This is a genomic window from Bradyrhizobium sp. UFLA05-89 (assembly GCF_059803475.1).
Map to the genome: position 1 here is coordinate 24293 of NZ_JBANBA010000078.1, position 20911 is coordinate 45203.

Sequence of the window (20911 nt, forward strand, 5' to 3'; positions counted from 1 at the left end):
GGACTACGCTGCCGATCTTCCCGTGATTGAAAGCAGTGGTCGTCCGCCCTTTGTGACCGATTGCGTCGCGCTTATTCACCATCGTAAGCATGCTCAAGCCAACCTAGCGAAGGCAAAGCCAACCTGTCGGTAACAGATGAGTCGTCGAACTTGGATGGGCGAGCGTCGAGTTTGGATTTCAATACTTCGACCACGTCTCTCGTGAACGGATGCTTGCTCGCCATCAAACTTTCGCACAGCATAGTCAAAATCGCAATCGACCTATCATTCGAAAGCGAAGAGGTATCATGAACGATTCTTGCAAATTGAACGACACGATATGGCCGAACGTGGAGCGTCTCGATCAGATTGCTTAGAGTTCGAGACATAGCCTCAGTAGGCTCAAGCCCCCTTACTATCCTTATAATCGCTAAGGCTGACGCGATCATAGGGGTGTCGCAAGGTTGAGGCATGAGGGCATCGACCGGAATTTGCTCCAGTCGTTCCGCTGCTTGTCTTGTGAAGCTGCCCCTTGCCACCGGGACGAAAAAGGCCAGCAAGCCCCTCAAATCTCTATCCCTAAGGAAGGCGTCCATAAGGACTTGAGATCCTCCATCCATCGAGACGATAAGTCCTGAGCCGAATCCGATACTGTTCAGTTTCTTCAAGATGGAAGGGCCGTAGGTGTCGTAGCCAACCGCTAATCGCGCGACACTCACAAACTGATTATCCGCCATGCATTCAATGCCCTTGTCACTCAGAAGACGCTTGAAGATCAAATGCTCCAATTTTTTTGGAATAGTTCTTCGACGAAGTAAGAAAAGAAGTCTCTGGCTGAGCCATCTTGACTTCTCTATTGAGTTTGATGAATCGAATAGGTCGACTATCGCCCGAATAACGTGCTCGGACACGCCACCTTCCAGCATTGACGAGCGACGCCGTATGTCCGGCGAATCTAAGAGTTTGAATTGGTCAACTGAGGCGCGCGCCCAAGTCTTCACAGAAGAGTAGTCCACGCCGTTGGCCACCCAGTGCTGTTCTATTTGAATCCAATCGTCGACATCTCCAAGTGAGCAACGTTCGATGCAATCAGCGGCTATTTTTAGATCAGTGCAATTGGATACGCTCCGGAGAACAAGCTCGAGAGGCCACGTCAGTGATAATTCCCGCAACCAATCGATTTCCTCCCTGCCTGACACTCCCCGGCATACCGCGGCAAGCTGGTCCTTGTTGGGATTGGTCATGAACTCGGCGACCCTCAACAATGTCGCCCATTTTGGACTGTCTTTGAGCCAGTAAGGAATCCCTAGGTCAGTGCACGTTGAAACTAAGCGGATTGACGAGGTGAATATGCTTTCCCCGTCAGGAGTGGTCACGCGGATGGCGTCTTCCTTGCTTTCGTCATCAAAGAAGTGCCCCAGCCAGTTGAAAGCCGGCGTTAGGTCAAACAGTTCACTATCGCTGTATGGTTCCGGGCCTTCCGTCCGAGCGATTAAGTTGATCGATACTCTCGGCGATGCCGCGATCTGCGCCTCGAAGACCTTGTGTCTCAGCTCTGGCAGCTTAGGAAACTCATCACTCTCTTCGAGAAGTCGAAGAACCTCAACTGGATCTGACGGCCACGACGTCAGTAAGAGACGCGCAGCCCATGAGGCGAACCGGGTGCTTCGATTGGTAATCTGAAAGAGGAGCGTGAATGCGGCTCCAGAACGAGCAGAGTTCCCATGGCTCAGATGCTCGACGAGCTTAGCTTCGAACGTTTGCTTTGTATCATCGTCTAGGAATTGCACTAAACTCGTATTTTTTGTTCTTGTTCCAAGGATTAGAAAATCCATCGCCCGTGTAACGAGCGCGCGGCGCATGTCCGGTAGACGTACAGCTACATTGTCATTCAAAAGGTCAAGTGCCAACCTCGCGCCGGAAAGAGACGTCATATCGCTTGGGCCGAGGTCGCCCTTATCAAGAGCATCGCAAATGTGAACTATTTGTCGTCGCAGATGGGTTAGATCGGTTATTGCGAAAACTTTACTTGCCGCTATTCGAAATACGTGCCGCCAGTGCGTCCGAGCTGAAATTTCGCTAAGCCGGTCGACAATTGCCGCTTCAGGACTCGCCATTATGCGAGCTGCTGCCATAAATTCTTGCATAGATCGAACGTCAAATGTTATTTGACCGCCTGTCTTGCTTCCTAGCAAAACTAATCTATCTGTCGCGATCGTGACGAGGCGGCGCTTTACCTCTCTTATGCTTTCCCGGCTGTGACCCTCTGACGCGAGTTGGCGATCGATCAGCAAATCGAACTCCTTCTCACTCAAAAACGCATGAGCTGTTCCCGACGCTTCTGCCCGAACGTGAAGTAGGAAACCAGTGTCGTAGTGAATTTGATCGATCTGAGATGCGTAGTCCCGCAGCAACTTTGCTGTCTCGCCTTCCTTGGCGGCTTCGCGATCCCGCAAGAGAACATAGTGTCTCTGAAAGAGAGACCATCGATCTGCGGGAACGCCTCCGCGAGTCTCGACAAGACTGAAGAGTATCGAAACTTGTAAGGGGCTAATTAGAATTGGTGCGGTGGCTGGGTCTTCGCTTGCTCGCTTAAGCTCTGCAAGGATTTCATCTCGGCGGCTGCCATCCGATAGGAGCACGTCAGCGAGCCGCGTAGCAAACCGCATGGCGTCAAACGGAGCGAGATTTGCCATCGACCAATGTTCCCAATGGCGGCGAGGGAAGTCGTCTCCGTAGCCTTGTGGACGAGTTGTTACTACGATTAACACGTCTCCTCGTGCCAGATGTACCTCATCGAGGAACTCGTTGACGGCAAGGACGACCTCGGACCGATTGCCAGTTGCTGGTACTTCATCGAGACCGTCAAGAATCATGAGCCACGGGTATTCAGCCAGCCAGCTTCGCAAATCTTCGGGATTTAGCGCGTGATCCGACTCTCTTCCGAGTAAATTGCTACAGTGTCGCAACAAGCTCAGCTTTTCATCACGGTCTGCAGCGAGTTTGATTGCGTCGGCAAATTTCGGTAGTTCAATATGGACCGGAAAGCGTGCTGGACCATGAAGGTTTATGCCTTCCTGCTGTGCGCGCGAAAGAATTGCTTCTGCAGCCTCTAAGGCAGCATCGGGCGGCTCGTTGCGAAGCGCTTCAATTGAGACCCGAGCACGAAATACCTGGGCTAAGAACTGAGCGACTGTTGATTTTCCTTGACCCGGCCCGCCTAGCAGGACAATCCGATTGCGAGCAGGATCAGAGGTGCGTTTTCGGATTCCTAGGCTTTCCGGATCCAGCTTGTCGGCGCTCCTTTCAATGAGTTGCGCTACCACGCCAGTCGAGCGTGCCGAAAGATGCTCAGCCATTTCTGCCGATCCTCGAGCTGCCATTTCATCGATCTCTGAACAACTGGCATCATCCTCGTCGGCATCTGAGCGGTGATGACGTGTAAAGCCTTGAGGCTCCAATGGAAGATCAACGAAGACATCTTCTAGATAGATCCTGTTGTTCGTGATCTGCCCGGCATCCTTGCGGCGAACGTCGCGATCCTTACGGAGATCGCGCCGAAGCGCTAGGGAAACGACAGATGTAACGCTAGGCCGTTTGAAGAATGAGAGAGCAGAGGCAAAAACATCACCCTCCGTCACCCAAGCCGAGTACCGCGTTCGAATCTCTTGGTCTGCGTCCAACATGGCCGAAAGCAAATCAGCGTGCCACACCAACCATCCGCGGAGCCCAAGCTTCGCTTTGTAGGACTCAAACAGATGTTCAATTTTCTCTTGACCGCCTTTCCGACCTGAGGAGCCAGAGTCGATTGAGGACAAAACTACATTCGTGATGACGATATAATATTCAGGTTTTCTGAGGTTTCGTTTGGTGTCGAGAAATTTGTCCAGATCAGCAGACAGCTCTCTTTGCAGCCATGCAGCGTCCCCGAGGCCGCCCTTTGATATGCTCTTGTATTTTGCCTGGGCGATCACATACCCGTTCCACCGAGCGCCGTGCGTTGAGACAGGAAGCAATCCGTGGAAGCTAGCTTCGCGAGCTCCGTCGGGGCCGGCTCCAAACACAGAAACTCCCGGCCCCATTTTCTTGGTCACCAAGGCCTGGGCAAAGCGCTCAAATGATTGCGGCGAAAAACGGTTAAAATCGTAAGACATTGTTCCCCCGAGCATCAGTCTCTCTTCGCGCTCATGATTGTAGGCGATTCTGAAGACGCCGATGATGAGCAGGTGTCGTCGTGTCGCGCTTTACGTTTATAAATGGCAATCCAAGAAACTTATCTGCCCGTGAAGAAGAAAATCAGCCAACTTTTTATCCCTGTGCATACATCGGGCGAACTTTTAGAGTTTGGCGCGGAAGTTCAGCCCGGAAATCATACTCAGGGCGCCCATGCTAGGTTCGGTGCTCCGAGCTCTTCGACGCGGAACAGAGAACCAGAGGCGGACCCGGAGGATGGTGCAGCGCTTCGGCCTTCGTAGAGACGGCGCTGTCCACGGTTCTCGTCGCCAGAAAATTCGGAGCTGATGGAGGCGGCGCTCGGCCGGCGCTTTGATCGGTTGACGCGGCGGCTCGAATGGCCGGAGCATCACGTCACGATTTCTAACAAGGCGCGGCCTCTCTCGCCCGGCTTTGCCAAATACGGCCCGGCAGCCGAGGCGAAAGACCAAAATGCAGAGTTCGGCGAAGGAGGCCAGCTCGGGCGCGGAGCCGCGAAGGACCAGACAACTCGCGCCTCGCCTGATCAACCTCGCCAGTCCTTTCTTTCGCCACGCCAGACTACGCCGCCGATATTCCCGCGGTTGAAGGAGCGGTCGGCCTGCCCTTTGTGTCGTCCTGTCTTCGGTTGGTGCAATCACCGTCATTTGTAACCGATTTCGCGCGGCGCGTACTCAGGCGCTCGCGCCGGTGCGCAACCAGGGAGGAGCCGGGCATGAGCTTCGAAACAGCGCTCGACGAAGCGAACGAGCCAAATTTGCAACAAGTCGATACTACCGAGGGGACGGGGGAGCAAAACCCTGCCGTAACGAGAAAGGTCAGCGTCCAGCTTTCCGAACAAATTTTCCGCCGTCTCGAAGTTGCAACGGGTCGGCCCGGAGTTGGCAAGAGCATGGTCGTGGAGGCCGCTCTTGAACGCTTTCTTGATCCAGCGCCGCCGATCGAAGGTCTCATTCATGAGGCGCTCGATCGGATAAACGGGCAACTTGAACGTCTGGACAATGACGTCCGTATCATCGCCGAGACGGTTGCACTGCACGCCCGCTATCACCTCACGGTCACACCTCCCATGCCGCAATCACAGCAGCGTGAAGCGTGTGCACTCGGCCAAGTGCGATTCAAGGCGCTGGCCGAACAGGTCGACCGGCGCGTGCGCTCGAACCGGCCCTTACTGCGAGAGACGGTCGATCAAATCAATGCCGCCAATACTTTCGGTCATGCGGCCGACAATGTTTCGCCAGTATCTGCGGATTCTGCCCAGGAGCGCCCCGCAGCCACCACTCTAGACGCAACTGCCGACGTCAGCGCTGCCGCCGAGGAGGGCGGCAGCAACCGTAACTTTCACAATCTGCCAAACGCGTTCTGCTAAACCGGCCGATGATCGCGGAATCCGCACACAAGAGGCGGCGAACGGCCCATCCAAACTCTATCCATCGCAATCCGATGGCAGCCGCCGACTTCCGACTTGGCGCCTAATCGGCTGCGTTTTTCTTCCTTTCGTCGCCGGCTATTACCTTTCCTATCTGTTCCGCACCATCAACACGCTGATCTCGGGACAGCTCTCAGCTGATCTGGGCCTCGATGCTGCCAATCTTGGCCTGTTGACATCGGTCTATTTCCTGGTCTTCGCAGGCGTCCAGATTCCGATCGGGACACTGCTGGATCGTTTTGGTCCACGTCGGGTCCAGAGCGTACTCCTCATGATTGCCGGCGGCGGCGCAGCTCTGTTTGGAGCGTCCACAGGATTTCTGGAGCTTCTGGTCGCGCGTGCGATGATCGGCATCGGTGTCTCGGCTGCAGCCATGGCTGGGCTGAAGGCCATTGTCACCTGGTTTCCAAGGGAACGTATTGCCCTGGTCAATGGCTACATGATGATGCTCGGTGCGCTGGGTGCGGTGACTGCAACAACGCCAGCCCAGTGGCTGTTGGAATATACGGGCTGGCGTGGGTTGTTTGAGCTCTTGGCTCTTGCGACCTTCGCTTCGGCCCTCCTCATCTTTTGGATGGTTCCTGAGGCCGCACGACCACAGGTGATCCAGCCGACCGCCATAAAACTAAGTGCGATCTACAGAGATCGGCGTTTCTGGCGGATAGCGCCGCTTTCGGCAGGCTGTATTGGGTCAGCCTGGTCCTTGCAGGCCTTGTGGGCAGCACCTTGGATGACAAACGTCGAAGGGCTCAGCCGCGAATCCTCGATCACGCATCTCTTCATCATGGCACTCGGGATCAGCGGCGGCGCGTTGCTACTTGGTACGTTGGCTGATCGGCTACGCCGACGTGGGATAGGGTCGGAAGCTCTGTTCGCGGCAGTGACAGCGCTGTTTGTGGGGGCTGAGCTTGCATTGATCTTGCGGGTGCCATTGCCATCGCTATTGCCATGGATCGTCATCTCGATTGTCGGCGCAGCGACGGTCCTCAGCTATGCGATCGTAGCGGAATATTTCCCAAGAGAGCTCACCGGCAGAGCAAATGCCGGTTTGAATGTCCTTCACTTCGGCTGGTGTTTCATCGTCCAATATGGGACCGGACTCATCCTTGACCAATGGCCCGTTCAGGACGGCAACTATCCGATCATTGCTTACCAGGTTGCGTTCGCATCCGCCGTTGCGGTGCAAGTTCTGGCGCTAGGCTGGTTCATGATCCCATGGTTTGGTGACTTGAGCAGACGGCTCGCCAAATTCTTTCTGCGCGATTCCGATATAAATAGAGGCGCCGTTGAGCCATCCATGACGTCAGAAGAGGCCGGCGTACTCGAGCCTGAGGACGAGGAATGGTAGTGCGAGCCGCATGCGCTGCCACACCTCGCTTAATCGCGTAGATCATCAACAACTCTGCGCGTCCAGACGTTCTGGTTCGATCTTTCTTTTCCTACGCCAACCTACGATCACCCCGCTCCGCTCGTTGCGCCAATGAAGGATCTGCTTTTCTAATCATACCCATCTGAGGCCGCTTGGGGTGCCTCAGCTCTTGGGACATCGATGACAATCCAGCCGTTTCAGCCGGAGGTGATCTCGCGCGGAGCACGTATGCTGCGCACTGCGCTTGGCCCCGCAATCGCACGCTTTTTAGAAGATCCCTCGATTGTCGAGGTGATGCTCAACCCGGACGGTCGGCTGTGGATCGATCGGCTGTCGAGCGGCCTGACCGAGACCGGCGAAGGCCTGTCTGCTCCTGACGGAGAACGGATCATTCGGCTGGTCGCTCACCACGTCGGTGCCGAGGTTCATGCGGGTGCGCCGCGCGTTTCCGCCGAGCTGCCGGAGACCGGGGAGCGATTTGAAGGACTGCTGCCGCCCGTCGTTGCCGCCCCGGCATTCGCGATCCGCAAGCCGGCCGTAGCTGTATTCACCCTAAACGACTATGTCGCTGCCGGGACTATGACCGCCGAGCAGGCTGGGGCTCTTCGAACTGCCGTCGCCGCTCGCCTCAACATCCTGGTCGCTGGCGGTACCTCCACCGGGAAAACCACTCTGACAAATGCGCTTCTCGCTGAGGTCGCCAAGACGTCGGACCGCGTGGTTCTCATTGAAGATACACGAGAACTTCAGTGTAAGGCGCCGAATCTCGTCGCGTTGCGCACCCGGGACGGTGTGATCTCGCTATCCGATCTTGTCCGCGCCTCGCTGCGCCTCCGGCCCGATCGTATTCCGATTGGCGAGGTGCGTGGGGCCGAAGCTCTTGATCTCCTCAAGGCGTGGGGGACGGGCCACCCCGGCGGCATTGGGACCATTCATGCCGGCACTGCACTTGGTTCGTTGCGCCGGCTTGAGCAACTCATCCAGGAGGCTGTGGTCACGGTCCCACGCGCGCTCATTGCGGAAACGATCAACATCATCGCAGTGCTTGTTGGCCGCGGCGCCGATCGCCGCCTGGCCGAGCTTGCTCGCGTCTCGGGGCTCGGATCCTCCGGCGACTACTGTCTTTCAGCAATAGGAGATCAACCATGAGTTCTCGAGCGCCTCGCAATGCGGGGATCAGTGCGACCGCGGCATTTGTCTTTACTTCGAGCAGTGCGCTTCCCGCCCGGGCCGCTGGCTCGAACATGCCGTGGGAGCAGCCGCTCAATCAGATCCTGCAATCGGTTGAGGGGCCGGTCGCCAAGATCCTTGCAGTCATCATCATCATTGTGACCGGGCTGTCGCTGGCATTTGGCGACACGTCGGGCGGATTTCGGCGGCTGGTGCAGATCGTGTTCGGTTTGTCGATCGCCTTTGCCGCCTCGAGCTTCTTCCTGTCGTTCTTCTCCTTCGGCGGCGGAGTGGTGATCTGATGGATGAAGTTCCAGGTTTTGTCGCACCCGTCCATCGCGCCTTGACGGAACCGATCCTGATGGGTGGTGCGCCGCGGTCGGTCGCGATTCTCAATGGCACTCTGGCGGCGGCGCTTGGCCTGGGCTTGCGGCTCTGGATCGCGGGTCTGCTGATCTGGTTCATCGGCCATATGGCTGCCGTCTGGGCCGCCAGGCGCGATCCCGATTTCGTCGAAGTCGGGCGCCGTCACGTCCGCATTCCCGGTCACCTCAACACGTGAATTGTCCCATGATGAATCTTAGCGAATACCAGCGCTCAAACACGCGTCTTGCAGACTTTCTGCCCTGGGCGGCGCTCGTCGATGAAGGGGTGATCCTTAACAAGGATGGATCGTTTCAGCGGACGGCAAGATTTCGCGGACCAGATCTCGACAGTGCCGTGCCGGCCGAGCTTGTTGCCGTTGCCGGCCGGTTGAACAATGCCCTGCGCCGCCTCGGCTCCGGCTGGTCGGTGTTCGTCGAGGCGCAGCGCCATGCCGCAGGTGCCTACCCTCCCAACACCTTTCCTGATGTGGCGTCCGCCCTCGTCGATGCCGAGCGAAAGGCCCAGTTCGAAGAGGAGGGCGCCCACTACGAGTCGAGCTACTATCTGACCTTGCTTTACCTGCCGCCGGCCGAGAGCGCCGCGGTCGCAGAACGGCTGCTCTATGAGGGCGGTCATCGGACGGCTGGTGCAGATGCGAAGGAAGTGCTGAGCGGCTTTCTCGATCGTACCAATCGCGTGCTTCAGCTCGTCGAGGGGTTCATGCCGGAATGCGGCTGGCTCGATGACGAGGCCACGCTGACCTACCTGCACTCCACCATTTCGACCAAACGGCATCGGGTCCGAGTGCCCGAGATTCCCATGTATCTCGATGCCTTGCTCGCCGATCAGCCGCTAACAGGCGGGCTCGAGCCGGCGCTGGGGAACGCCCACATCCGTGTTCTGACCGTGGTCGGATTTCCAACTGCGACGGCGCCGGGGATCCTCGATGATCTCAACCGCTTGGCCTTCCCATATCGCTGGTCGACCCGGGCCATCATGCTCGACAAGGCTGACGCGGCAAGGCTTCTCACAAAAATCCGCCGTCAGTGGTTTGCCAAGCGCAAGTCGATCGCGGCGATCCTCAAAGAGGTGATGACCAACGAGGCCTCAGCTCTCCTTGATACTGATGCGAGCAACAAGGCGATTGATGCCGATGCCGCCCTCCAGGAATTGGGCTCGGACCAGATCGGAGAAGCCTTTGTCACCGCGACTGTTACCGTGTGGGATACCAATCCGCGCGTAGCCGACGAAAAGTTGCGGTTGGTCGAAAAGGTCATCCAGGGGCGCGACTTCACCTGCATGATCGAGACCGTCAACGCAGTCGAGGCCTGGCTCGGCAGCCTGCCCGGACACGTCTATGCCAATGTCCGCCAGCCGCCGATTTCGACCCTTAACCTGGCCCATATGATCCCGCTATCAGCCGTGTGGGCCGGGGAGGTGAGGGACCATCACTTCAAGGCGCCGCCTCTGTTCTTTGGCAAGACGGAGGGGTCGACGCTGTTCCGGTTTACCCTGCACGTTGGCGATGTCGGGCACACTCTTATTATAGGGCCGACCGGCGCCGGCAAGTCCGTCCTCCTGGCGCTGATGGCCTTGCAGTTCCGTCGCTACCCCGGGGCACAGATCTTTGCCTTCGACTTTGGCGCCTCGATCCGGGCCGCGGCCATCGCAATGGGCGGTGACTGGCATGATCTTGGTGGCGCGGTCGCCGGAGAATCCTCCGATGTCGTTGCGCTGCAGCCGCTCGCAAAGATTAATGAAGTCTCCGAACGCGGCTGGGCGGCCGAATGGATTGCCTCGATTCTCGCCCGCGAACGGATCGAGCTCACGCCTGAGGTCAGAGAGCACATATGGTCCGCGCTCAATTCCTTGGCTTCGGCTCCTGCTCCTGAGCGCACCCTTACAGGGCTATCGGTGCTTCTTCAGTCCAATATTCTAAAGCGCGCGCTGCAGCCTTATTGTCTGGGCGGTCCATATGATCGCCTGCTCGATGCGGAAAGCGAGCACCTCGGTGGCTCCTCAGTCCAGGTGTTTGAGACCGATGGGTTGATCGGGACTGCGGCTGCTCCTGCTGTCCTTTCCTATCTGTTTCACCGGATTGAGGAGCGGTTTGATGGCCGACCGACCCTTCTCATCATTGATGAGGGCTGGCTCGCGCTCGATGATGCCCATTTTGCCGGGCAACTGCGCGAATGGCTAAAGACGCTTCGCAAGAAGAACGCCTCCGTTGTCTTTGCAACCCAGTCGCTTGCCGATATCGACGGCTCGGCCATTGCGCCGGCGATTATCGAAAGCTGTCCGACCCGCATCCTGCTGCCTAACGACCGCGCTATTGAGCCGCAGATCACGGCAATTTACCGCCGCTTTGGGCTTAACGATCGGCAGATCGAGATCCTGGCCCGCGCGACACCGAAGCGGGACTACTACTGCCAGTCTCGTCGGGGCAATCGCCTGTTCGAGCTTGGCTTAGGTGAGGTCGCGCTCGCATTCACAGCCAACTCCTCGAAGGCCGACCAAGCCCTGATCGACAGTGTCCTGGCCGAGCATGGCCGGGAGAATTTCGTGACGCGTTGGCTCAAGGCGCGCGAGCTCGCCTGGGCCTGCGACCTCGTTCCGCAACTTGCAAAGACGGGGAGCCTCTGATGAGACGATTAGCTCAGCTAATAGCAGTGGGCTTGATCGCGGCTGCTGGGGTCCAAGTGCCACGAGAGGCGACGGCTCAGTGGATCGTGTTCGATCCCAACAATTACGCGCAGAACGTGCTGACCGCCGCGCGCGAATTGCAGCAGATCAACAACCAGATCGCATCGTTGCAAAATCAGTCGATGATGCTGATCAACCAGGCAAAAAACCTGGCCAGCCTGCCGTATTCCTCTTTGCAGCAGCTTGAACAATCGATCCAGCGTACCCAGCAATTGCTCGGCCAGGCCCAGCGTATTGCCTATGATGTCGGGCAGATCGATCGCGCCTTCGCATCCACCTACGCACCGGCTTCTGGCGGCCAGTCCGATCAGGCGCTGATCGTGAATGCGCAAACACGCTGGCAGAACGCTGTTGCCGCCTTGCAGGACGCCATGCGCGTGCAAGCGACGGTAGTCGGCAATCTCGACACCAACCGTACCCAGATGTCGGCTCTCGTGGGTGCGAGCCAGGGCGCTACCGGTGCGCTGCAGGCGAGCCAGGCCGGCAATCAGCTGCTCGCACTTCAAAGCCAGCAGCTCGCAGATCTCACGGCGGCAATTGCCGCACAGGGGCGTGCTCAGACTTTGGAGCAGGCACAGCGCGCGGCCGCCCAGGATCAGGGCAGGGAGCAGCTTAGGCGCTTCCTCAACCAGGGGCGGGGCTACCAATCCACAACAGTGGAGATGTTCCACTGATGCCGAAGAACAGACTTGAAAGACTCCCGACGGTATTGGCCGCGACGCTTGCTGTCCTCGTTGTTGTGGCTTGCGCGATCCGGCTGCACGGCGACCAGGATCAAGATCAGGCTCAGTCCGCAGCGTCGATTGCGAAAGAGGACTCGGACCCGGTCGCCGCAAAGCTCGAGCAATGCCGGACGGTCCAATATGAGCAAATAGATGCTCTGCTCGCGTGCCGAAAGCTCTGGGCCGAGAAGCGCCGTGAGTTCTTAGGCTTTGGCCGCGGATCCTCCGGGGCTCGTATTAGCGAAACTAATCCAGACGGATCATCGCCTTTGCGTGGCAAGGACGAGAGCCGTCTGCCCTCCGGCTATCCCACCATTCCCAACGATGACGAGTGAGCGATGGGCGGTACTGGCGTCATCGACCAATTCCTGGAGACTTTCACCCGCTACATCGACTCCGGATTCGGGCTGGTCGGGGGTGAAGTCGGATATGTCGCGACGGCGCTCGCTGCAATCGACATCACGCTCGCCGGCCTGTTCTGGTCCTGGGGCGCTGATGAGGAGATCATCGCCCGCCTTGTCCGAAAAACGCTTTTTGTCGGTGTCTTCGCGTACCTGATCGGCAATTGGAACAGTTTGGCTCGGATCGTGTTCGAGAGCTTCGCCGGTCTTGGACTGAAAGCGTCTGGGACCGGCCTGTCATCGGCGGATTTTTTAAGGCCAGGAAAGATCGCTCAGGTCGGCCTCGACGCCGGGCGGCCGATCCTTGAATCGATCTCGGGGCTGATGGGCTATGTCAGCTTCTTCGAAAACTTCGTTCAGATCACGGTCCTGCTGTTCGCTTGGATCGTGGTCCTCCTCGCCTTCTTCATCTTGGCGATCCAGCTGTTCGTCACCCTGATCGAGTTCAAGCTGACGACGCTTGCCGGTTTTGTGCTGATCCCATTTGGGCTGTTTGGAAAGACGGCGTTCGCCGCCGAGCGAGTGCTCGGCAACGTCATCTCGTCCGGGGTCAAGGTCCTGGTGCTCGCGGTCATCGTCGGCATCGGATCGACGCTGTTTGGGCAGTTCACCTCTGGCTTCGGAGGCAACCAGCCGACGGTCGAGGATGCGATGGCGCTGGTCCTTGCGGCATTGTCGCTGCTGGGGCTCGGGATTTTCGGTCCCGGAATTGCCAACGGCATCGTTTCCGGCGGTCCGCAGCTTGGTGCTGGGGCCGCCGCCGGTACGGGCCTCGCCGCAGGAGGAGTGGTTGCCGCCGCAGCCGGACTTGCTGCAGGTGGAGTTGGACTTGCGGGTGGCGCCATCGGCACTGCGGCAAGAGGCGGGGCTGCCATCGCGAGCGGAACCTCTAGTGCTTTTCGCGCGGGAGGTCTGGCCGGTGTTGCGCAAGCCGGCGCCTCTGCCGCTGCAAGTCCTTTGCGTTTCCTCGCTGCTCGCCTTGGCGCAAGCGGCGGCGCGGCTAGCGATGTGCGTAACGAGGATGCGTCAGGCACAACATCTGAGAGCGTGCCCGCCTGGGCGCGCCGCGCAAAGCGCGCACAGGCCATTCACCAGGGCGCGACAGCCGCGACAAATGCGGTTCGTGCCGGCGATCACGGAAGTGGTGGCGCATCGGTCGATCTCAGGGAGAAAGACTAACGATGGCAGCGACCTCTTCCATCCTTTCCGGCCGGCGGCACTCAAGGCGGCACGTTTAGTTTCAGGGAGATCACTTCATGTTCAAACGATCGGCCGTTCACTATGGCCGTACGCCCGCGCCGGTCACGCCCTATCAGAGGGCAGCCCAAGTGTGGGACGACCGCATTGGCTCGGCGCGGGTGCAGGCCAGAAATTGGCGACTGATGGCATTTGGATGTCTGTTCTTGTCCGCAGGATTTGCCGGTGCCCTCGTTTGGCAGTCCGCACAGGGCACGATTACGCCCTGGGTCGTTGAAGTTGATCGTCTCGGCGAGGCAAGAACCGTCGCGCCGGCCAATGCTGCCTACCAGGTGAGCGATCCGCAGATTGCCTTTCATTTGGCGCGTTTCATCGAGTATGTGCGCGGTCTTCCGCTGGATGCCATCGTACTGCGCCAGGATTGGCTGCGTGCGTATGACTTCACCACCGACCGTGGTGCTGGCGCGCTGAATGACTATGCCCGCAACAATGATCCCTTCGCCAAGGTCGGGAAAACGCAAGTTGCCGTCGAAGTCTCGAGCGTCATACGAGCCTCGCTGGACAGCTTCCGCTTGACCTGGACCGAGCGGCACTACGACAACGGGCAGTTGGCGGCGACCGAGCGCTGGAGCGCGATCCTCACCATCATCATTGAACCGCCCCGCGATATCGAGCGGCTGCGCAAGAATCCCCTCGGCATTTACGTCAACGCGATCAACTGGTCGAAGGAGTTCGGATCGTGATGCCTCAAGTTCTCGTACCGACACTCCAGTGCGTCCGACAAGCCGCCCTGTCCGTGCTCCTGCTTAGCCTATGTATCCTTGGTGGCTGCACCACGTTCAAGCCGCCGCAGATCAGCTACGATGAGGAGATCCCGCCGGCTCCCGATCTGCCGGCACTGGGCGATGACCGTCCAAAACCGCTTCACGTCCCGCCGGCCTGGACGCCGGCGCGCGGCGGCAAGAAGGCTGAAGCCAAGGAACCGGTCGAGCGGATCGAGACTGCCAATGATGCTGCGCGGGTCGAACCTCGCAAGGCCGGGTATTTCAATGCGGTGCAAGTGTTTCCCTATAGTCCGGGCGCGCTTTACCAGATCTATGCAGCGCCCGGACAGATCACCGACATTGCGCTCGAGCCGGGTGAACAGCTGATCGGCTCAGGTCCGGTGGCCGCCGGCGATACCGTGCGTTGGGTGGTGGGTGATACCGAAAGTGGCGGCGGCGATACGCGTCGCGTCCACATCATGGTCAAGCCAACGCGCGCCGCGATCACGACCAATCTCGTCGTCAACACTGACCGCCGCACCTATCTGATCGAGCTCCGCTCTCGCGAAAAGCCCTACATGCCTTCGGTTGCCTGGTTTTATCCCAAAGCTCGAATCGCTCCTGGTCAAACTGTGGCTGCCACGCCGTACATTCCGAATCCGGCCGAGCGCCGCTATCGCTATACGATTGGCGGAGACAACCCGCCCTGGCGGCCGGTCAACGCCTATGACGATGGGCGCAAGGTCTACATCGAATTCTCCCTAGGGATCACTCAGGGTGAGATGCCCCCGTTATTCGTCGTTGGACCGGACGGCAAGAGCGAGATCGTCAACTACCGTGTCTACGGTAATGTCCTCATCGTCGATCGGCTGTTCGCGGCGGCCGAATTGCGGCTGGGCGGTGAGGGCCAGCAGAAAGTCCGTATCGCAAGAAGCGACGGGAGGCCGCTATGAGCGATACTGGAGGAGATCAGGCCGCTCGCGAGCCGGCCCGAGCGAATACACAAGAGAACATCGCGCAATCATTGCGGCTGCGACCTGAACGGCCGCGAGTAACGCGCCTCTCCCGCAAGGCGCTCCTTGTTGGCATCGCTTTGGCTCTGGCGGCTATCTCCGGTGCGGCCTTTTGGGCTTTGCAGAGAACTGAAAAGCGCAACCCCACCTCTGAAGAGCTCTATTCGACCGACCACCATAACGTTGCCGACCAACTTTCGACCCTGCCAAAGGACTACGCAGGAATACCTCACGACGTGCCGCGGCTCGGACCACCCTTGCCCGGCGATCTCGGTCGACCGATCCTCGCGGCTCAAAACTCAGCGCAATCTGGCTCGCTTGCGGCCGACGCCGAGCAGCAGCGCCTCAATCAGGAAACTGAGGCCGCGCGCACCAGCAAGGTCTTCGCCTCGACCAACGTTCGCCCGCCGGCCGCAACAACTTCCTCCGGCGAGACGTTAGGCAGCACGACGACGTCTTCCGATGAAGCCTTCGCGCAGAACGGACAGGATCGCAAGCTTGCGTTCGTCAATGCGGCAGTAGATCGCCGAATGACGAGCCCAGATCGCCTGGTGAAGCCGGCATCTCCCTTCGTGGTCCAGGCAGGCACCGTCATTCCGGCTGCTCTCATCACCGGGATCAGGTCCGATCTGCCCGGCCAGATCACGGCACAGGTGACCGAGAACGTCTTCGACACTCCAACGGGTCGGGCGCGCCTGATCCCCCAGGGCGCGCGCCTGATCGGGACCTACGACAGCCAAGTCGCGTTCGGGCAGTCGCGCGTGCTTCTTGTATGGACGCGCCTGATCATGCCCAATGGACGTTCCATCGTGCTCGAGCGACAGGCGGGAGCGGACGTAGCCGGATACGCTGGCCTCGAGGACGAGGTCGACAACCATTGGAGGGAGCTCTTGGGCGCAGCGGCACTATCGACACTACTCGCCGTTGGGACAGAGGTGAACTCTGGGGCAGACGCCAGTAGCTCCAACAGTGACATCATTGCGGCGCTACGTCGTGGCGCAGGGGATTCCCTCAATCAGGCCGGACAACAGGTGGTCCGGCGTAACCTCAATATTCAGCCGACTTTGACCATCCGGCCGGGATTTCCGGTGAGGGTCATCGTCAATCGGGATCTCGTGCTCGAACCATACAGAGGACGAAATGACCAGACTAAAGATTGGAGCGATTGCAGATGACAAGCCTGTTCGGATCGCCATCGACTTGCCTGGTGCCGTGCATCGGGATCTGATTTTATATGCTGAGATCCTCTCGCGTGAAACCGGCCTGAAGATCAGCGACCCGAACAAACTAGTAGCGCCGATGGTGGCGCGCTTCATGGCGACGGACCGGGCCTTTGCAAAAGCGCGAAAGCGGCGTCACACCGTGGACGGCGGAGGATAGCGATCGGCCAGCAATTTGAGGAAGTTCGCCATGGCTGGATTGTCGTTGTCATGGCGCCAGACCGCGGAAAAGCCGATGCGGCAAGGTCCTATGCCGTCGCGCAATTCCCGATAGACCAAACCAGAAACATTGGCGTCCACGTCGGATTCCAGCACGAGGCTGATGCCGAAGCCCATACTGACGAGATTCCTGATTTCTCCGCGGCTGACATCGCGATACTCGATCCACGGCCCCTCTGTCGAGGGGATGAGCTTTGCATTCAGCAATGCTTCGAGGTCGTGCCCCGCATCGTATTGGCTCGTCAAGATCACCTGGTTCTTCAAGTCGACCCATGAGATGCCATCCTGCAGAGCCAGGGGATGATCGTGAGGGAGAGCAACAAAGACTCGCTCGCTCCAGAGGGCAGCGTTTCTGCTGCCGATACCGATTGGATCTCCTGCTGCGACATAAAGGTCAACCATGCCATTGCGGAGCGCGGTGACCAATCCTGTTCTGGATCGCTCGACCGCTCCGAGCTCGACCTTAGGAAATCGGGATTTGAACTCGAGAAGTATTGCACGTAAATGATCAGCGGTAAGCGACGTGCAGAATCCGATGACCAGGCGGCCGCATTCCCCGCGGCCGGCCGTCTTCGTCCTCGCGACGAGCGTATCCATCTGTTCGAGGATGGAGCGGGCCGTTCGCAGAACATGGTGTCCGGCCGGTGTGGCCCTCACTCCGACGGTCGACCGCTCGAAAATGGTTACTCCAAGCGAATGTTCCAGGAGCCGTATAGAGCGACTGAGCGTTGATTGCGTGATTGAAAGACTGTCGGCGGCTCGACGAAAGCTTCCATAGTCCGCTGCAGCAACTGCCAACTGAAGTTGACCGAGATCCAGTTTAAGGCGTCGAATTCCTGCCGTTAGGCCGGCAAAGCTTGCGTGTCGCGTCATTGCAGCACCGCGGAAATCCGGAAAATTGAACTAAGTTGGCTGAGTAGACAATTGCACCTATTTGCAATTGTGAATGGCAATCACCGACCGGTGAGATCATCATCAGGAGGACGAAAGGCTTCGTCGCGCGCTTGCCTCATGATGTGTGGTGATCCGCGTAGACGGTCAGTCCACGTCGACATAACCATTTCTCGGCTTCCAACTCACGAGCTCGCTGTGGTGATCACATGCACCGATGACGCTCCGTCTTCCGGCGATACCCATGCGTGGCTCACGATCTTCTGAGGGGCAATGTGAAAGGCGTGCGAGCCGCGAGGACTTTGCTCTCGGTCAACGCGATGCTCTTGGGTGTGGGAGATACGAAAATGACTTGGCGAGTTTAAATTGATCGCAAGGACTGGGTGCTCAGGCGGTCTCCAACAAAATCGGTGTCCGGAGAACCGGCCCGGAAAGACCGCCAGAGTTGCGTGCGTTCTGAAGAGCCTCCGCAGAAATCTCGAGATGTCTTGCCACGGCGAGGCTGTCTCTGATGTTACAGAGAGCGGCGATGCGGGGAGGGGCCAGCCCGCGCGTTTCAGCATTCTCTCCATCCGAACGTCGGTAACCCTGACGATGTTGTTCAGTTGTCTGGACAGTCCGAATTCGATCATCCCCGCGAAAAGCTCGTAACTCGTCTTGGCCAGCCCGTGCTCGCCTTTCGGAGCATGGGGAGAAGCATCAATTGCGAACCGGCTGCTCTCCCAGACCAACGGGTTTGCTGGAGCAGGGGGCCGCCCAAGAACCATGGGGAACGTATCGCGCGCCATCGTCGGCCCCATGGTCGGCAAGAGGCGAACCGAACCTTCCACATGGCCTTCGAGAGACGTTTGGACCAGGTGGGCCGGATGCAGCCCATCGATTTCCATATCGCCGCAGCTCTGAGCACTCCACTCCAAACGTTGCTTAAAAACGCGATAGCGCAACTTATGCATGGATGCTAAAGTGCAGGAAAACGCGTTGTGCGATGTCTCCGTGAAAAGCTGGATCATGTCCCCTCCCAAAGGAGGTCAGACTCTGGAGGAGTTGCCCGCCAACATCATCCCCCATAACTATGCGGGGTCAGAGTCTTAATCTTGCCTATCTCGTTTGGCAGCGGCCAATCGCATGACGGCCTGAACGACTTTACGAACTCCCAGCTTGTCTCTCGCGCTCCTTAAGTAATCAGCCACGGTATAGTGGGATATGCCGAGGATCTGTCCAATTTCCCAAACGCTTTTGCCCTCTGCGACCCACTCCAAACATTCGACCTCGCGGGGAGACAGTACGATTCCGTCGACCGTCAGTTGATGCAAGAGCTTGCGGCGCACCTGCGAATGGAAGCATCTCGCCATCAGCTGAAGGACAGGGGCATTCAGATCGATGCACTTCTCGAACTGCGGACGCCTTTGGTCAGCGGCAAAGGTCAGAGCAGCAACTGAGCCGTCTTCATCGTGAATTGGGACGGTAAAACCAAGCCGAATTCCGAATTCGCTAGCTTCTTCGAGAAATCTTCGTTGCGTCGGAGAGATTGGTCTCGAAGGCATCTAAACCCCATTGAAATGGTTCAGTATTCTGCAACGAGCGCGTGGTAATCGGGTCCAGACGTTCGTAGTGGCTGCGCACATAATGCGCGACCCAGTTGTTCGGATACGTCGATATTATCAATGGCTTTTTGCCAGCCCGCTGCGGCATTGCAAGATACGCGAAGCAAGACAGATCAAGCTCGCTTGCGGTGATTGCCATCGCCTCTGCAAAGTCATCCGCATTTCGGCCCTCGAGAGAAGATCAATGTATCTTTGAAAGATGCGATGCATGGTGATGGGCGAGATAACAGTTTTGTAGGACCGAAGAGTCCGGAACGTTCGTGACCAGATGCGCGGTCGATGGATCGTCCCGGCGAGCGGGAGATCATTCTTGGGCGGTCCAATACTGTCTTGTATTCTCTTGCGATCCTTCGCATTGGCGCAATATCGGCGCAATTACCACTTTGCCCGAGGCCAAGGAATCGTGCGGTATAGTTTCGCGCTCGGGTTCAGTTTTTTAGTATAGCTGTTATTCCGACTTGTTCCAATGATGGTGATCTATTCTGCGTTGTTGCGCTTAATTTGTTGAACTCCGGCCCTGAGATGCGCTGAGGCTATTGTCAATGCCCCAATGGGAGCTCATCGTCCGTCGAAATGCAGCTTGGCGGTATCGATCAGGGGGTAGATCGCCGCCGCACTCCTGGCCGCCGTCATTTGAGCCAGCGAAGGTCCAATTTCTTCGGCCCACGGCGACCGCGCGTGGCTCGTGCTCGGCAGCATTGTTCGATATGCAAGGCCTTCCTCATCAAGGAAGCGGGTAAATGCGTCCCAGCGGCTGAGGCAGTGATCGATTGCCTTGGCCGTAACGTTGCTCCTGGAGAGCTTGGCGCGCTGCTCGCGCAACCACGCCTCCAACTCGACGATCAGAGGGCGGCTACGCTCCTGGCGCACACCCGCAAACGCTGCTGCGCAGTAAGACCGTCTTGATCTCGCGCTCGCCGGCAGAGACATCAGGGTTGCCGCCGCGGCGGCCACCAGGTCCGCAAGCGTCGATACGTCGAGCTCGATGGCTTCACGCTGGTAGACGTCGCTCTGACGATTAAGCGGCAGGTACAGGCCGTCCAGCGGCTTGGCCCTACACGCCCGCGCGCAATCGGATGCGAGGGAGCCGGCGGCTTGGTGATCGCTTCGCGCTTGCCACCCTGAGCCAGATGGGCACTTCGAGTAGTTGCCGCTGATGTTGCGGGTCCCGCTTTCTTGCGTCGCAAGCGGGCTTTCGGGATCCTTATTCTGCGCCGGACTATCATCCATTTGATGTCTAGTCAGCTGCAAGCCCACGAGGTGCTTAAGAGGCTCATTGGGGGCGCGTCCTCATTATCATAAAGGAGCCATAATATATAATTGCGGCAGAGCTAGCCGCTTCAATCGCAGGTGAACCAAGTGTCGCGGCCGCGATCCTTATTTCACCAATATAACTAGGCACGAAGACAGCGACAGCGCGCTAGCCTCGGCTGCTGCGCGGGGGTCTGAAATTCAAAGGCACACCGTTAGACGAACATAGGCGATTTGCTGCGTGCCAACGGTCTCTCGTGCGCAAAATCGGCCTTCTTGGTTGCGATCCCCACGATTTTCCTCAATCAAAGCATGATAACCCGATCAAGAATTCAAGTGAAAGAGGATCGATGAAGGTCTTAGTGCCGGTAAAGCGGGTGGTCGATTACAACGTCAAGGTC

Annotated in this window: 17 protein-coding genes and 2 pseudogenes; 13 read left to right on the top strand and 6 right to left on the bottom strand. The window is 58.2% G+C overall.

The features are described from left to right. Window positions 1-71: 71 nt before the first annotated feature. Complete coding sequence (locus SO139_RS31325; RefSeq protein WP_498541131.1) at window positions 72-4148, bottom strand: NACHT domain-containing protein; 4077 nt, start codon at window positions 4146-4148, stop codon at window positions 72-74. Between the two features lie 758 nt (window positions 4149-4906). Here SO139_RS31325 and SO139_RS31330 point away from each other — a divergent pair. From SO139_RS31330 to SO139_RS31390, 13 genes are all read left to right on the top strand, one after another. After that, the gene (locus SO139_RS31330) at window positions 4907-5560 is read left to right on the top strand and encodes a ribbon-helix-helix domain-containing protein (RefSeq protein WP_498541132.1); all 654 of its coding nucleotides are present in this window, start codon (window positions 4907-4909) and stop codon (window positions 5558-5560) included. A gap of 106 nt (window positions 5561-5666) precedes the next feature. Beyond that, window positions 5667-6968, top strand: a complete 1302-nt coding sequence (locus SO139_RS31335; RefSeq protein WP_498541145.1) for an MFS transporter — start codon at window positions 5667-5669, stop codon at window positions 6966-6968. Window positions 6969-7169: 201 nt separating this feature from the next. Continuing rightward, window positions 7170-8138: a P-type conjugative transfer ATPase TrbB gene (gene trbB / locus SO139_RS31340; RefSeq protein WP_498541133.1), complete on the top strand. Its 969-nt coding sequence runs from the start codon at window positions 7170-7172 to the stop codon at window positions 8136-8138. Then, entirely contained in the window at window positions 8135-8461 is a 327-nt protein-coding gene (locus tag SO139_RS31345) for a TrbC/VirB2 family type IV secretion system protein (RefSeq protein ID WP_498541134.1), read from the top strand. Before trbB ends, SO139_RS31345 begins: the two co-directional genes overlap by 4 nt. Next, window positions 8461-8721: a VirB3 family type IV secretion system protein gene (locus tag SO139_RS31350; protein ID WP_498541135.1), complete on the top strand. Its 261-nt coding sequence runs from the start codon at window positions 8461-8463 to the stop codon at window positions 8719-8721. Before SO139_RS31345 ends, SO139_RS31350 begins: the two co-directional genes overlap by 1 nt. 8 nt (window positions 8722-8729) lie before the next feature. Further along, window positions 8730-11168 carry a conjugal transfer protein TrbE gene (gene trbE, locus SO139_RS31355; protein ID WP_498541136.1) on the top strand — a complete coding sequence of 813 codons (2439 nt, stop codon included), beginning with the start codon at window positions 8730-8732 and terminating at the stop codon, window positions 11166-11168. After that, window positions 11168-11902 (top strand): P-type conjugative transfer protein TrbJ, encoded by a 735-nt coding sequence (gene trbJ / locus SO139_RS31360; RefSeq protein ID WP_498541137.1) that lies wholly within the window; start codon window positions 11168-11170, stop codon window positions 11900-11902. Before trbE ends, trbJ begins: the two co-directional genes overlap by 1 nt. Beyond that, on the top strand, window positions 11902-12285 hold the full coding sequence (trbK-alt, locus tag SO139_RS31365; protein ID WP_498541138.1) for a putative entry exclusion protein TrbK-alt: 384 nt from the start codon (window positions 11902-11904) through the stop codon (window positions 12283-12285). The genes trbJ and trbK-alt overlap by 1 nt, the downstream gene beginning before the upstream one ends. A gap of 3 nt (window positions 12286-12288) precedes the next feature. After that, window positions 12289-13530, top strand: a complete 1242-nt coding sequence (gene trbL, locus SO139_RS31370) for a P-type conjugative transfer protein TrbL (RefSeq protein ID WP_498541139.1) — start codon at window positions 12289-12291, stop codon at window positions 13528-13530. Between the two features lie 77 nt (window positions 13531-13607). Beyond that, window positions 13608-14291: a conjugal transfer protein TrbF gene (trbF, locus tag SO139_RS31375; protein ID WP_498541140.1), complete on the top strand. Its 684-nt coding sequence runs from the start codon at window positions 13608-13610 to the stop codon at window positions 14289-14291. Continuing rightward, window positions 14291-15265 carry a P-type conjugative transfer protein TrbG gene (trbG, locus tag SO139_RS31380; RefSeq protein WP_498541146.1) on the top strand — a complete coding sequence of 325 codons (975 nt, stop codon included), beginning with the start codon at window positions 14291-14293 and terminating at the stop codon, window positions 15263-15265. Before trbF ends, trbG begins: the two co-directional genes overlap by 1 nt. Beyond that, the gene (locus SO139_RS31385; RefSeq protein WP_498541141.1) at window positions 15262-16500 is read left to right on the top strand and encodes a TraB/TrbI/VirB10 family type IV secretion system protein; all 1239 of its coding nucleotides are present in this window, start codon (window positions 15262-15264) and stop codon (window positions 16498-16500) included. Before trbG ends, SO139_RS31385 begins: the two co-directional genes overlap by 4 nt. Beyond that, a complete protein-coding gene (locus SO139_RS31390) occupies window positions 16466-16705 on the top strand; it encodes a DUF2274 domain-containing protein (protein ID WP_498541142.1) in 240 nt (79 codons plus the stop codon). The genes SO139_RS31385 and SO139_RS31390 overlap by 35 nt, the downstream gene beginning before the upstream one ends. On the opposite strand, the gene SO139_RS31395 is transcribed toward SO139_RS31390, so the two are convergent. The 5 genes and pseudogenes from SO139_RS31395 to SO139_RS31415 form a co-directional block, all read right to left on the bottom strand. After that, entirely contained in the window at window positions 16681-17637 is a 957-nt protein-coding gene (locus tag SO139_RS31395; protein ID WP_498541143.1) for a LysR family transcriptional regulator, read from the bottom strand. The two genes, SO139_RS31390 and SO139_RS31395, sit on opposite strands and share 25 nt — an antisense overlap. Window positions 17638-17840: 203 nt before the next feature. Beyond that, complete coding sequence (locus SO139_RS31400; protein WP_498541144.1) at window positions 17841-18665, bottom strand: acyl-homoserine-lactone synthase; 825 nt, start codon at window positions 18663-18665, stop codon at window positions 17841-17843. A 78-nt stretch (window positions 18666-18743) separates the two neighbouring features. After that, on the bottom strand, window positions 18744-19007 hold the full coding sequence (locus SO139_RS31405; protein WP_498541147.1) for a helix-turn-helix domain-containing protein: 264 nt from the start codon (window positions 19005-19007) through the stop codon (window positions 18744-18746). A gap of 36 nt (window positions 19008-19043) precedes the next feature. Continuing rightward, a pseudogene (locus SO139_RS31410) lies at window positions 19044-19398 on the bottom strand (autoinducer binding domain-containing protein); the annotation flags it as partial. Between the two features lie 434 nt (window positions 19399-19832). Further along, window positions 19833-20126: pseudogene (locus tag SO139_RS31415) on the bottom strand (IS66 family transposase); the annotation flags it as partial. Window positions 20127-20911 lie beyond the last annotated feature (785 nt).